The 13,057-nt window shown below is 69.5% G+C and carries 13 protein-coding genes; 8 read left to right on the top strand and 5 right to left on the bottom strand.

Going from position 1 to position 13,057, the window contains the following annotated elements:
* Nucleotides 1-59: 59 nt before the first annotated feature.
* Complete coding sequence (locus Aco04nite_RS39215) at nucleotides 60-893, top strand: NAD-dependent epimerase/dehydratase family protein (RefSeq protein WP_213002288.1); 834 nt, start codon at nucleotides 60-62, stop codon at nucleotides 891-893.
* On the opposite strand, the gene Aco04nite_RS39210 is transcribed toward Aco04nite_RS39215, so the two are convergent.
* Nucleotides 880-1,494 carry a hypothetical protein gene (locus tag Aco04nite_RS39210; RefSeq protein WP_213002287.1) on the bottom strand — a complete coding sequence of 205 codons (615 nt, stop codon included), beginning with the start codon at nucleotides 1,492-1,494 and terminating at the stop codon, nucleotides 880-882. The two genes, Aco04nite_RS39215 and Aco04nite_RS39210, sit on opposite strands and share 14 nt — an antisense overlap.
* A 68-nt stretch (nucleotides 1,495-1,562) precedes the next feature.
* Nucleotides 1,563-2,213 carry an EcsC family protein gene (locus tag Aco04nite_RS39205; RefSeq protein ID WP_213002317.1) on the bottom strand — a complete coding sequence of 217 codons (651 nt, stop codon included), beginning with the start codon at nucleotides 2,211-2,213 and terminating at the stop codon, nucleotides 1,563-1,565.
* A 289-nt stretch (nucleotides 2,214-2,502) separates the two neighbouring features.
* Between Aco04nite_RS39205 and Aco04nite_RS39200 the strand changes: the two genes are divergently transcribed.
* Nucleotides 2,503-3,408 (top strand): proteasome assembly chaperone family protein, encoded by a 906-nt coding sequence (locus tag Aco04nite_RS39200; protein ID WP_213002286.1) that lies wholly within the window; start codon nucleotides 2,503-2,505, stop codon nucleotides 3,406-3,408.
* A gap of 2 nt (nucleotides 3,409-3,410) precedes the next feature.
* Here Aco04nite_RS39200 and Aco04nite_RS39195 read toward each other — a convergent pair whose 3' ends face one another.
* Nucleotides 3,411-5,561 (bottom strand): IPT/TIG domain-containing protein, encoded by a 2,151-nt coding sequence (locus tag Aco04nite_RS39195; RefSeq protein ID WP_213002285.1) that lies wholly within the window; start codon nucleotides 5,559-5,561, stop codon nucleotides 3,411-3,413.
* A 166-nt stretch (nucleotides 5,562-5,727) separates the two neighbouring features.
* On the opposite strand from Aco04nite_RS39195, the gene Aco04nite_RS39190 reads away from it, so the two are divergent.
* On the top strand, nucleotides 5,728-7,275 hold the full coding sequence (locus tag Aco04nite_RS39190; protein WP_308161718.1) for a GAF domain-containing protein: 1,548 nt from the start codon (nucleotides 5,728-5,730) through the stop codon (nucleotides 7,273-7,275).
* Here Aco04nite_RS39190 and Aco04nite_RS39185 read toward each other — a convergent pair.
* Together Aco04nite_RS39185 and Aco04nite_RS39180 are read right to left on the bottom strand one after the other, a co-directional pair.
* Nucleotides 7,272-8,039, bottom strand: coding sequence for an alpha/beta hydrolase (locus Aco04nite_RS39185; RefSeq protein WP_213002284.1), 768 nt, complete (start codon nucleotides 8,037-8,039; stop codon nucleotides 7,272-7,274). The two genes, Aco04nite_RS39190 and Aco04nite_RS39185, sit on opposite strands and share 4 nt — an antisense overlap.
* 3 nt (nucleotides 8,040-8,042) lie before the next feature.
* Nucleotides 8,043-8,282, bottom strand: coding sequence for a hypothetical protein (locus Aco04nite_RS39180; protein ID WP_213002283.1), 240 nt, complete (start codon nucleotides 8,280-8,282; stop codon nucleotides 8,043-8,045).
* Here Aco04nite_RS39180 and Aco04nite_RS39175 point away from each other — a divergent pair.
* From Aco04nite_RS39175 to trmB, 5 genes are all read left to right on the top strand, one after another.
* Nucleotides 8,262-8,666 carry a hypothetical protein gene (locus Aco04nite_RS39175; RefSeq protein WP_244876630.1) on the top strand — a complete coding sequence of 135 codons (405 nt, stop codon included), beginning with the start codon at nucleotides 8,262-8,264 and terminating at the stop codon, nucleotides 8,664-8,666. The two genes, Aco04nite_RS39180 and Aco04nite_RS39175, sit on opposite strands and share 21 nt — an antisense overlap.
* Before the next feature lie 4 nt (nucleotides 8,667-8,670).
* A complete protein-coding gene (locus Aco04nite_RS39170) occupies nucleotides 8,671-9,369 on the top strand; it encodes a nucleotidyl transferase AbiEii/AbiGii toxin family protein (protein WP_213002282.1) in 699 nt (232 codons plus the stop codon).
* 145 nt (nucleotides 9,370-9,514) lie between these two features.
* The gene (locus Aco04nite_RS39165; protein WP_213002281.1) at nucleotides 9,515-10,162 is read left to right on the top strand and encodes a hypothetical protein; all 648 of its coding nucleotides are present in this window, start codon (nucleotides 9,515-9,517) and stop codon (nucleotides 10,160-10,162) included.
* Nucleotides 10,163-11,788: 1,626 nt separating this feature from the next.
* Nucleotides 11,789-12,295, top strand: coding sequence for a TolB family protein (locus Aco04nite_RS49270; protein WP_244876629.1), 507 nt, complete (start codon nucleotides 11,789-11,791; stop codon nucleotides 12,293-12,295).
* A gap of 59 nt (nucleotides 12,296-12,354) precedes the next feature.
* Complete coding sequence (gene trmB, locus Aco04nite_RS39155) at nucleotides 12,355-13,041, top strand: tRNA (guanosine(46)-N7)-methyltransferase TrmB (protein ID WP_244876628.1); 687 nt, start codon at nucleotides 12,355-12,357, stop codon at nucleotides 13,039-13,041.
* The last annotated feature ends 16 nt before the right edge of the window (nucleotides 13,042-13,057 follow it).

Here is a 13,057-nt window from a genome sequence, read left to right as displayed (position 1 = left end):
CGAGGGCGGGCAGGGCTTGAGGGCGGGCAAGGCTTGAGGGCGCACAGGGCGGGCAGGGCGTGAGGGTCGCGGTGACGGGGGCATCGGGGTTCTGTGGTGCGGCGGTGGCACGGCTCGCGGACGCCGGTGGGCACGACGTGGTTTGTCTGGGGCGGCGTCCCGGGCCGGTGGGCGTGCACGTGTCCTGGGATGCGAGCCGCGAGCAGCCGGTGATCGAGGGGGTCGACGCCGTGTTGCATCTGGCGGCTGCTGTGGGTGATCCGCGGGCCGGGCGCGAGATCGAGGCCGCGTACCGGGCGGTGAATGTCGACGGGACCGAGCGGCTGTTCGCGGCTGCTGCGGGGATTCCTGTCGTGTGGGTGAGCAGCGCGAGTGTCTACCGGCCGGGGCCTTACGCCGGCGCGGTGGGTGAGGGGCATCCGAGGGATGGGCAGCTCAGCGCGTACGGAAGGACGAAAGCCGCCGGGGAGAGGCTGGCGCTGGCGGCAGGGGCTGTGGTTCTGCGGCCTCGGGCGGTCTACGGCGACGGTGATCGGCATCTGCTGCCGCGGCTGCGCAGGGTGGTGCGGGCGGGGCGGGCCTGGTTGCCCGGGCCGGATGTCGCGATGAGCCTGACGGCGGTGGAGAATCTCGCGGCGGCCTGTCTGGCGGCGTTGACCTGGCCCGGAGGCGCCTACAACATCGCGGACGCGGAGCCCTACCGGCGTGATGACGTGATCGGGCGGGCTCTGGGCGTACCCGTGAGGCATCTTCCTGCCGGGGTGGTCCGGGGCCTCGCTCAGGTCTCCCCGACGCTGAGCCGCTATGCCGTTGATCAGTTGACCGACGGCATGGTCCTCGATATCGGCAGGGCCCGCGCCCAGGGTTACCGGCCGGAGGTCACTTGGTCCTGATCACGCCGGAACGGAAGAGCGTGCCGGCGTGGGTGCCGTCGCCGCTGCGGCGGACCACGACGCCGTCCAGGGAGAAGACGTAGTTGGTGGTGCGGTCGAGGCCGGTGATGGTGGCGGTCATCGGGCCGCAGGCGGTCGAGGGCTTGACGACCTTCCAGCCGACGTCGCGCTGGGGGCCGTGGACGAGGTCCTGGCTGATCGCGGTGAGGCGGTATTCGACGAGGTTGTAGCCGCCGACGTCGTACCAGGTCGCGGTCGCGCTGGTGGTGCCCGGCACGACGGTGAGCGAGTTGATCCGGGAGAAGTTGACGGTGTCCAGGCCGCAGGTGGGGGTCGGGGTGACCCGGGCGCCGCCACCGGTGATCGGGAGGAAGCCCGTTGCCGTGGGGATCGGGTAGGGCGGGACGCCGCTGCTCGGGGTGGGGGTCGGCGTGGCGCTGCCCCGGGCGATGACCAGGAAGGGCTGGCCGGGGTTGGTGCTCCCGGATGCGCTGCCGGTCGTGCCGCTGCCCGGCGTGGTGGCCGACGAGCCGGTCAGCACGCCGCAGCCGGTGAGCAGCAGGGGTGCCAGGAGCAGCAGCCAGCGCTTGCGGTGCGTCATTCCTGTCTCCCCGCGGTAGGTGGATCCCGTCCGTTACCCGGGACCCATCGACCGTCGGAGGGGACTCTTTAGGCGGGGCTGTAGAGCTGCCGGGTGCGAGTGGCGAGGTCTTTGGTTGCCGCCGAGTTGACCCAGGTGCCGAGGATCACCGCGGCGCCGGGGATCACCTTGGCGAACATCCGCTTGACCGCGCGGACGCCGGCCATCTGGGCGAGTTTGACGCTCAGTTTGACCATCATGCCGGTGAGCGGGCGGGCCGCGGTGTCGGCGAAGAGCCTGCTGGCTCGTTCCCGGCCCGCGGCGACGCCGAGGGCGAGCCGCGCGGTCGTGGCGAGCTTGTGCACCTTCTGCAGGATGAGCAGGTCGGTGGCGCGCTCCGGATCGGCAGGGTCGATGCCGTACGCCGCGGCGATGTGCAGCACCATCCGCGACTGGGTCCAGGCGAGGACCCCGACGTCGACGACCGCGCCGGGCAGACCGGTGGCGCCGGAGACGGCACCGGAGAGGCGGGCGTGGTTGATGAAACGGCGGGCGGCCTGCTGGGCCAGGGCGTCGGGGGTGACGTCCGGGTGCTCCAGGCGGGCATGGTCGGCCCAGTGCTGGGCCTCGGGGCCGAGGCGGCGGACCGCTTCGAGGGCGAGGTGCTCGGGGGCGTACTGGGGATCGGCTTTCATCCTGGTCCAGAGGGACCCGGGTGGGCCGGTGTCGTCGTCGGACATGGTCGGTGACGGGGGTACGGCGGAATCGTTCACCAGATCGCTCCGAGGGACGAAGAGTGGACCTGATCACCATTGTGCCTTGCAGATGCACGTGCACGGCAACGTGGTGGCGTACAGAACTTTGTGCAGCAGGGCCGTGACTCACCGGAACCCTCACCGGTCCGCCCAGTTCCGAGCGGGTCGCACCTTTAGTGGAAGATCATCGTCATTACGGAATGAACCCGGACGGCCGGTTGTTGCAGAGACAATGCCCGCGTCCAACGGGCATTGTCATGAGGAGGTCCGCAGCGTGCTCGACCCACACGGGCTCTACGAGTTGGCCGACGACCTGCCTGACCTGGACGGCGTGGTGCTCGTCCAGGCTCTCACCGGGTTCGTCGACGCCGGCAGCGCCATCCAGCTGTCCCGCGAACACCTGCTGGAGCACTTCGAGAACGAGGTCGTCGCGACCTTCGACCTCGACCAGCTCCTCGACTACCGGTCGCGGCGGCCCCCGATGATCTTCGTCGAGGACCACTGGGAGAGCTACGAGCAGCCCAGCCTCGCCCTCCACCTGGTCAAGGACCTCACCGGCACGAGCTTTCTGCTGCTCGCCGGCCCGGAGCCCGACCTGCAGTGGGAACGGTTCATCAAGGCCGTGCAAACCCTGATCGAGCATTTCGGGGTCAGCGTCACCGTCGGGCTCAACGCGATCCCGATGGCGGTGCCGCACACCCGCCCGGTCAGCGTCACCGCGCACGCCACCGAGAAGCGTCTCCTCGGCGAGCACGAGTCCTGGCTGCAGCGGGTCCAGGTCCCGGCCAGCGTCGGCAGCCTGCTCGAGTTCCGGCTCGGCGAGGCCGGTCACGACGCCATGGGCTACGCCGCCCACGTCCCGCACTACCTCGCCCAGACCACGTATCCCGCCGCGGCCGAGCTGCTGATCGAGTCGGTGGCCAACACCACCGGGCTGGTCCTGCCGACCGCCGCCCTGCACGAGGCGGCGGACGAGGTCCGCGACGAGGTCGACAAGCAGGTCGCCGATGACGAGCAGGCCAGTCGGCTGGTCACGTCGCTGGAGGCTCAGTACGACGCGTTCCTGCGCGGCCGGGACGCCAGCCTGCTCGCCGAGCCGGGCAGCAGCCTGCCGAGCGCGGACGAGCTGGGTGCCGAGCTGGAGCGCTTCCTCGCCGAGCAGAGCCGCGACAGTGAGTAGCGCTAGTTCACGTAGGTGAACCTGAGTCCGTTGCTCCTGCCGCCGGCCGACGTCGCCTGGATGGTGACGGCCCCGGCGGCGTGGCGGACCAGCGTCACCGTCATCTTCGTGTCGTTGACGCGCTTGAAGCTGGTGCGCTTGCCCGCCGAGGTGACGACGGTGACCTTGCTCAGGTAACGCCCGGTCACCGTCGTGGTGGTCATGCCCTTCGTGCTGCCCGTCGTGCGGCTGAGCGAGCTCATCACGGGGGCGACGCTGGTGGCGTACGTGAAGGATTTGCCGGCGCTGGTGCCGCCCGGCCCGACCACGACGACGTTGACCTTGCCTGCGCGGCGCGCAGGGGCGGTGAAGCGCAGCTGAGTGGCGGACAGCCGGGTGAAGGACAGCGCCCTGCCGCCGAGCGAGAGTCGCGTCGCGCCGGTGAAGCCGGAGCCGTTGACGGTGACCACGGTCGACGTGGTGGTCAGGCCGGTGGCGGGGCTGAGCGAGCTGATCGCCGGGCGCGTCGGGGTGACCGCGGTCCAGGGCAGCGCGTTGCTCGTGCCCGCGGCGGTCGTCACGACCAGGGACGCCGCGCCGGAGGGCCGGGCCTTCACGAAGATCTTCAGCGAGGTGGAGCTGACCACGGTGTAGCTGAGCGTGGTCGTACCCAGCTTCACCGATCGGATGTTGCTGAGGTTGGTGCCGGTGACGACGACGATCGTGGTCGCCGTGCTGGCCCCCGAACTCGGCGTCAGCGTGGTGATCGTGGGGACGCTGCCGGCGACGAACGTGAGGTAGCGGGCGCTGCTGGTGCCGCCGCTCGTGGTGACCGTGACCGGGACGTTGCCCGTGGTCCGCGCCGGGGCGACGAACGTGATGCTGGTGTCGGTCACGGAGCCCGGCGTGACCACCGTCGTGCCGACCTTCACCGTCGCGCCGCTCAGGTTGGCGCCGGTCAGCGTGATGGTCGCGCCGCCCGCCTGACTCGTGGTGCTGGGCGCGATCCCGGACAGCGTCGGCGGCGACTGGGTGAACGTGAAGTCGTCGCCCGTCCCGCTCGAGTCGCTGGTACCGGTCGGGTTCGTGACGGTGACATCGGCAGGACCGCCGGCGTGTACGGGTGCCGTGGCCAGCAGCCGCGTGACGCCGTTCGTGGTGCTCCTGGAGAACGTCGCCGAGGTGCCGCCGAAGCGGACCGCGGTCGCCTTGACCAGACCGCCACCGGTGATGGTCACGGAGGTGCCGGCCGGGCCCTTGCTCGTCGAGAGCGCGGTGACCTGCGGGGTCACGCCGATCGGGCTGGAGGGCGTGGAGACCCCGGAGATGGTGTACGCGCCGGAGACCACCGTCTCGATGAAGCTCCACGAGACGTGGGCATCACCGTCGTTGCCCCAGCCGGTTCCCCACTGGTTGCGCAGGTAGACGCCGTCCGCGTCGTAGCCGAACGCGGTGACCATGTGGCCGCCGAGGCTGGTGCCGCTCGTGGTGCTGTAGAGGCTGTGCGCCCCGAGATCCATGAAGTCCTGGAACACCGAGAAGCCGATGGCGACCGGGGTGCCGGCGGCCAGCGCCTGCTGGACGGCGGTCTGCGCGTTGGCGCCCTGGTTCGCGCCGCTCCACAGCCGGGTCCAGCCGGTCACGCGGTAGTTCGTGGCGTTCGAGATCTGCGACGACGTCGGGGCCACCTTGTAGTTGCTGGTGCCCTGGAAGTAGTCGTCCTGGCTGTCGACGCCGTTCGCCTGCACGTTGGCGAGCACCGTGTCCGGGTTGAGGCCGCGGTTCGGAGCGCCGCCGGCGGTGACGTTGCGCATGTAGAGGAAGAGCGGGGCGTACGGGGTGTCGACGCCACCGCTGCGGCCGGCGTAGTAACCCATGAGGTTGCGCGAGATCGTCCATGCGACGCACTGGCCGACGGAACCCTGATCGCCGACCGCGGGAGCGTACGGCCGCAGGTCGACGCTCGCGGGAACGCCCTGCGCCGTGCCGGGGGTGGCGGCCTGCAGCTCGGTGCTGGCGATGTAACCGCCGACGTGGGGCTGGGTGTCGGCGATCTCCTCGGGCTCGTCCCCGGCCGCGGCGAACCCCGGATGGGCACCCGTCAACAGCGTTATCAGGGCGACGAGCAGGACCGCGAAGGTCGTCGTCGTCGCTCGGGCGGCGGCGCGCGGCATCCTGCACTCCATTCCTCGGCACTGCTGCGGTGTCAACGCAACAGATCGGTCTTTTGCCGCGCCGGTTGAGGGGTAGCGCCCGGGTTCTGGCATTCCGCCGTCCGCAACGTCCTTCCTGTCCGATGATGTGGGAACGCGAACGCGTTTCGAGTGACAGGAGTTCGTGGTGGTCTCATTCCGGTCGAGGTCGGCCGCAAGCAAGGTCGACCAGACGCGTGCCATTCCGCGGGACGTCGAGAGCCTCGAGAAGCTGATCATGGATCTCGGCGCGGCCGAGGACGAGCAGGCTGCCTGGCAGATCACCGTCGACAGCACGGTCAGCTCGCACAACTTCAGCTACGGCGCGGTCTGGCTGCCCACCGGCAACGGCCAGATGACGGTGACGTACGAGACCGGCACGCTGATCCGCGAGATGCAGAACGTCATCCAGGGCAAGCCGGTGCCGGCCGACGCGGGACTGGTCGGGCGCGCGGTCCGCACCAAGCAGTCGGTCTACGTCGACGACATGACCCGGTGCGAGGACTGCCAGCGCTGCCAGGCCGCGTCGAAACACGGCATGCACGCCGCCATCATCAGCCCCGTGCTGCGCGACAACAAGATCATCGCGGTGCTCGAGTACTACTCCGCCGAGCCGCTCTACATCGACGGCCCCCGCAGCGAGAAATGGGCCTCGATCGCCCGCATCGCCGAGCAGGCCCGGTTCACCGCCCTCGCCTCCGCCGAGCTGCGCCAGGTCGCCGATGACCGGCTCGCCGTCACGAGCGTCGTCACCGCGCTGGGCGAGGCCGTCGACTCCGCATCGACACTGCGGATCGCCCTCGAGTCGGTCCGCACGGCGTTCGGCTGGGCGTACGGATCATTCTGGGAGATCGACGAGGACGACAACGTCCTCAAGTTCAAGGTCGAGTCGGGCTCCGCCGGTGACGAGTTCCGCAAGGTCACCCTCGCCGCGACGTTCGCGGAGGGCGTCGGACTTTCCGGACGCGCGTGGCGGGCGAAGGACCTGGTCTTCGTACGCGACATCGGCGAGCTCACGGACTGCGTACGCGCACCCGCCGCGCAGCGGGCCGGCGTACGTTCCGGCGTCTGTTTCCCGATCCTCAGCCACGGCAAGATCATCGGCACGATGGACTTCTTCACCACCAACTTCATCGAGCTCTCGGACTCCCGCGCCTCCGCGCTGCGCAACGTCCAGCAGCTCGTGTCGCAGCGGCTCGACATCGTCCGCGGCAACGAGATCTCCTCAGCCAACTCCCGCGACCTGCTCGACACCGTCTCCCGCCTGCGCGCGGCCAGCGACGACGCGACCCGGGTCGCCCAGGACGCCGTCGCCCGCGCCTCCGACATGACCCAGGAGGTCGAAGCCCTCGGCCAGGCCTCCACCGCGATCGGCGACGTCATCAAAATCATCTCGTCGATCGCCGACCAGACCAACCTGCTCGCCCTGAACGCCACCATCGAGGCCGCCCGGGCGGGTGAGGTCGGCCGGGGCTTCGCGGTCGTCGCCGGCGAGGTCAAGGACCTGGCACGGGAGACCGCCGAGGCCACCCAGCGCGTCGCCGAACAGATCACCGGCATTCAGAACAGCGCGCGTACGGTCTCCGCCGGCATCCTTACCACCAGCGACACGATCGGGCAGATGGACGCTGTCCAGGCACGCATGAACGACGTCCTGGAGGAGCAAGCCAAGATGGCCTCGGCGCTGCAGTTCTAACGCTTGATCGGTAACCGGTCGAGCACCTGCTGGATCTGCGTGTCCCAGTAGCCCCACTCGTGCTCACCCGGCCCGAACTCCGCGTCGATCTCGACTCCGCCGCTCCGCGCCGCCTCGACGAACCGCTCGTTGTGGACCAGCAGGTGATCCTCTGTCCCGCACCGCAGCAACAGCTGCGGCAGGTCTTTCGGCGCGGCCTTGACCAGGTCCAGCAAGTCGTCCCCCTCACCCGGCCTGCCACCGAAAACCCGTTCCATCAGTACGGTGATGTGCGCGCGCTTGTCATGCTCATACATGTACGCCGTATCGAGCGCCCCCGACAGGCTGGCCGCCGCCGCGAACCGCTCGGGCTGCCGGAGCGCCCACTTGAAAGCGCCGTAGCCACCCATCGAGAGCCCCGCCACGAACGTGTCCTCCCGCGCCGTCGACACGTTGAAGAAGGACTTCACCACGGCGGGCAGCTCCTCCGACAGGAACGTCCAGAACTTCATGCCGTGCCGCTCATCGGCGTAGAAACTGCGATGCACCTGCGGCATGACCACGGCGAGCCCCTTGGCGGCGGCGTACCGCTCAATGCTGGTGTATCGGGTCCAGGCGGTGTCGTCATCGGTCAGCCCGTGCAGCAGATAGAGCACCGGCGGCGCGGCGTCGCCCGCGTGGCCCTCGATGCCGATCTGGCTACGGGCCTGCCCAGGGAGCAGCACGGTCATGGAGGTGCTCACCTCGAGCGCCTCGGAGTAGAAGTCACATCGGATCAAAGCCATAAATCACCCCTTCAAATCGGCGTTCCACCAGCCGGGCCTGGTCTCGGTCCAGGCGATCTCCCGCTCCACGCCCCACACCTCGGCGAGGATCTCGCGGAACTCCCGCTCGGCCTCCTCGAACGGCGCATCAGGCGGGGTGCCGGCCAACCCGCCGCAGGCCATCCCACCCGGCCCGGCGACGGTGGTCCGCCACCGCTCCGGAGTCCGATACAGGATCAGGAAGTGGACATCCTCGGCCTTCATGAAGCCCATCATCCCGGCCGACGGTTCCCGGTCCGCCTCCGGACGGTGGATAATGCCCGGGTGAGCATCAACCAGACGCTGGCCAGGACCGGGCAGATGGCGGGCCGAATCCCGGCCTGGGAAGAGTTCACCGGTCCGGCGGCCGGAGTTGTCGCGTTGCCCAATCGGTTGTCCTGGTCGGGCCGGTCCTCGTTCGATGTAAGTGACCAGCACGAACGACTGACCCTGTACACGACGCTGCTCGGCGAAGGTCGGCGCGAGGACCTCGCCCGGTGGGTGCATACCCAGCATCTTGTAGCCGACTGGCCCAGCATCCGGCGTCTGACGGCGCGAAATCTGATCAGCGTCTGGGAGTCGCGCCTTCCTGCGCTTGCCGCGGCCTGACCAGGTGGACCGGTTACACGAGCAGTTGGCCCGGATCGCCTTCAACACGGGTGATGAGCTTGGCCTGGTCCTCGCCGGCGGCTACGCCATCAGCGCACACCGGCTCACCGAACGCCCGTCACGCGACTTGGACCTGGCCACCGCGTCCCCATTACCGCTCGGCGACATCACCGATCGGCTCGCTGACGCGTACCGGGCCGAGGGCTTCACCGTCGCTGTCGTGGAATCGTCTCCGCTGATGGCTCGGCTCGAGGTCACCACCGGCGGCGAGATGTGTGAGGTCGATCTGCTGAAAGAAGCCATCGGACCCCCGGTCCTGCTGGACATCGGTCCAGTGCTTGCCCTCGATGACGCCGTTGGCTTGAAGGTCGGTGCGCTGCACGACCGGGCCATGCACCGGGACTTCATCGACGTCTACGCCGCTCACATCCGCGGCGGATATTCCCTCAGAGATCTGGAACGCCTCGGCGCCGCGCACCTACCAGAATTCTCTCTGGCTGACCTCATGGACCGTCTTGGCGCGGCCGAGCTGCGCGCCGATGCCCGGTTCTTCGACTACGGCCTGTCCGAGAACGAGTTGCACGAGCTTCGGATGTGGGCAGCCGGTTGGGTGGACGACCTCCGGGAGAGGACCGCGGGCGAGAACGCAGCACCCGGTTCCCACGAGACCGGCCCCGACTGGGACAAGTATCTCGAAGGGTGATTCCGGCCCCGGACCGCCGCCCACCACGGCATGCAGCATTCGCGAGAACGCGACACCCAGTTGATCACCACACCTCTGTGGAATGTCGTACCCGTCGATTAGAATGTGTGTACTAAAAGGGCTACTGACCTGCGGGGAGATCATCGTGACAACGCCCGTTTTGTCCACCCTTCCGCCGTACGCAACGATGTTGGGCTTCACCCGCTATGTCGCCCGCACCGGGCCTGCCAAGGCGACGTTCGTCGGTGGCCTGCGCCGCCAGCGCGAACGCCGCACCGGCTTCAACCCGCACAGCCAGCTCGTCAAGGCCCTCAAGGCGGACATCGCCTTCCGCACCGGCGGCACCTACCTCAACGGCGTGACCGACCTCGTCAAGCCCCGCTGGAAGCCGCTCTACGAAGCGGTGAGCACCGGCGCCCTGACCTACCTCCATTCCCTCGGCGACCCCACCGACGTCGGCCTCGCCCAAACCCGCGAAGCCCTGGCCTCCGTCGGCCCCTTGGCCGTAAAGATCAACCCCCACTTCGGCCTCAGGTACGCCGACAACCGCCGCGAAGCCGTCCGCCTCCACTTCGACGAAGAACCCCCCACCCCCGAAGTCATCACCGCCACCCTCCACCTCATGACCCGCCACATGGACCAGATCCTCCCCAACGCGGAGCCGGTCCTCATCGACATCCGCCGAGCCCAGATCCACCGCCCCGCCCCCACCACAAAAACCGCCGACGTCGAACGCTGGCTGGCCGGCGAAGCAGCCGCCTTCACCAGCATGTGGGGCACCGGCGCCGCCTGACCGATCCCCTCACCCACCCTCCCCGGCCCGGCACGGGAGCCTTCCCCCTCCCACCCGAGCCGCCAGCGACGCGCCGTCCCCCGGCCCGCCGCGGGTGGGTGAGGCCGGGCTCGGCTCGGCTGGGCTGGCCTTTGCCGGGCTTGGCTGAGCCGAGCTGTCGGGCCGTCGGGCTGTCGGGCTGACTGGGCCGTCGGATTGGCCGGGCCGCCGGGCTGGCCGGGCCGCCGGGCTATCGGGCTGGCCGGGCTGGCCGGGCCGCCGGGCTGGCCGGGCTATCGGGCTGGCCGAGCTGGCCGAGCTGGCCGGGCCGCCGGGCTGGCCGGGCTATCGGGCTGGCCGAGCTGGCCGAGCTGGCCGAGCTGGCCTGGGTCGAGCCGAGCTGGCCTGGGTCGAGCCGAGCTGGACTGGGTCGAGCCGAGCTGGACTGGGTCGAGCCGAGCTGGACTGGGTCGAGCCGAGCTGGACCGCAGGCCAGGGCCGCGAGGTGGGCATCGGGTCGGCACGAGGAAGGGATGACTCGGCGCGGCGTCACCGCCATGGCGTCGCGCCGACCGCCTGGCTTCAACGCAACGGCTGCCACCACGCCCCGCGGCCTCGCACTATGCGCCCCCGCGACACGCACCCTCGCGCCACCGCCTGCCCACGAGCCTCGCGCCACGCCGCCTTGTGCCACCCACCTGCTCATGAGCCCCGCGCCACGCCGCCTCGCCCCACCCGCCGCGCACCGCACCTGCCGCGCACCGCACCCGCCGCGCACCGCACCCGCCGCGCACCGCACCCGCCGCGCACCGCACCCGCCGCGCGCCGCACCCGCCGCGCACCGCACCCGCCGCGCGCCGCGCCGCCCACGCCGCTGCGTGTGTTCGGTGGCCGCCGGTCGGGTGACCGAGCAGCACCAACCCAACGCCAGAAACTCCGCTCACCCGCAGCCGACGCCCACGGTCAGCCGTTCGGTGTCGTCCGGGCGGGGTGCGGGAGTGGCTGAAAGGTGGGGATTTGCTTTGGTTTCGGTCGCGGAAGTTCTTAGGTGCAGGCTGGTTGCGACGATGTCTGCGATGTAGGTGGGTACGGCGTCGGGGGGCGTGGGGAATGCGGGTTGGTCGGTTGGTCGCGGTTCTGGTGGCGGGGGTTGCCGGGGCTGGAGTTGGTGCGGCCGGATTTGGTGGGGCGGGAGCGGCCGGAGCTGGCGCGGCGGCTGCAGGAGGCAAAATGCCTGCCGGCCGGAGCGGGGTCTCGGCTGTCGGGAACAGCGCCGCGGTTGATAGTGCGCGGGCGCTCAAGACGTTGGTTGCTTACGTGCGGGACGGGAGCGTGTTCGTCAGCAGGGGAAAGGCTGAGGTCAGGGTGGCCGGCGGGCGGGGGTGGTCACGGCCGCGGTGGTCTCCTGACGGGGAGTTGATCGCTGCGCTGAAGGGGTCTCAGTTGTGGACCATGAAGGCTGATGGGACGGGTAAGCGCCGGGTGACCAGCCGGGCTGCTTCGGGGCCGAGTTGGGCGCCTGATGGGGAGTCGATCGCGTTTTCGTCGGTTTCGTGTTCCGGTGGGCCGGGGGTCTATGCGATCTCGGCCACCGAGCGTGGTGCGGTTCCTGAGGTGTTGTTTCCCAGTTACTGCCGGGGTGAGCAATTGCCGCCGGAGCCTGTGGTAGCCGCCAAGACCGGGGGGTCGGTCAAGGAGCGGCTGCGGGTTGATGACGCTGTTGCCTGGTCGCCCGACGGGAGCAAGGTCGCTTTTCGGGGCGGGGACTGCGAATCGGTGTACGACTCCTGCCTCAGCGTCGGGGATGTTGCCTCCGGCGGGGAGAGGACCGTCGCGGCGTACGGCGGTGGGGGGTTGGAGAATGCTGGGTTTGCTGTGGTGCCCAGTTGGCGTGGTGATGGGGGGCGGCTGGCTTGGACCGCGTATGAGAGGGGGAAACGGGCGTTGCATGTGGTCGAGTACGACACCGTGAGCGGGGTTCGGCGGGATGTCGGGGTGGCGCAGGACCGGGAGTTCGCGTATCTGGATGAGTCGCGGGGTGTTGTCACCGGGAGTTTCAAGGGTGGGTCCTGGGTGATGATCGTGGACCTCGACGGGGGCGGCCGGGTCGCGTTCCACCGGGGGTCGCAGCCGAGCGTGCAGCCCGGGAAGTAACAGCACGGGAAGTAGGCGCTCGGGCGGCCCGAGGGGTAGGCACTATCGTTGGCGCTCTGATGAGTGAGACGACTGCTGAACGGCATATCCGGACCTTTCATCCCCGGCGGGGGCGGATGGGGAATCGGCATGCTGATGCGTTTGCCGAGTTGTGGCCCACGCTGGGGATCACGATCGAGGACGGGGACCGGACTCCGATCGATCTGACGGAACTGTTCGGGAGGCGGGCTCCGGGCGTACTCGAGATTGGTTTCGGGATGGGTGAGGGGACCGCGATGATGGCGGCGGCCGATCCTGGGCGGGATTATCTCGGGGTTGAGGTGCATACGCCGGGGATCGGGAATCTGCTGGCCCTTGTCGGGGAGCAGGGGCTGACGAATGTGCGGGTGGCGCATGGTGACGCCATCGAGTTGGTGCGCCGGATCGCGCCGGGCAGTCTCGACGCCGTTCATTCCTTCTTTCCTGATCCGTGGCCGAAGGCGCGGCATCACAAGCGGCGGCTCATTCAGCCCGCCTATGTCGCGCTGTTGCGGGAGCGGCTGCGGCCGGGTGGCACGCTGCATTGCGCGACGGATTGGGCGCATTACGCCGAGGCGATGGCGGAGACCTTGGACGCCGATCCCGGCCTGGAGAACACCTTCGACGGGTACGCTCCCCGCCCGCAGCATCGGCCGGTCACGAAGTTCGAGCAGCGTGGCGTACAAGCCGGCCGTGAGATCTTTGATCTTGTCTACCGACGGCGCTGAAGCCCCGCACTGAGAC

The organism is Winogradskya consettensis, assembly GCF_018332715.1.
Lineage (GTDB): Bacteria > Actinomycetota > Actinomycetes > Mycobacteriales > Micromonosporaceae > Actinoplanes > Actinoplanes consettensis.
The sequence above is the reverse complement of the archived record's forward strand: the minus strand, read 5'-3'. Positions and strand labels throughout refer to the sequence as shown.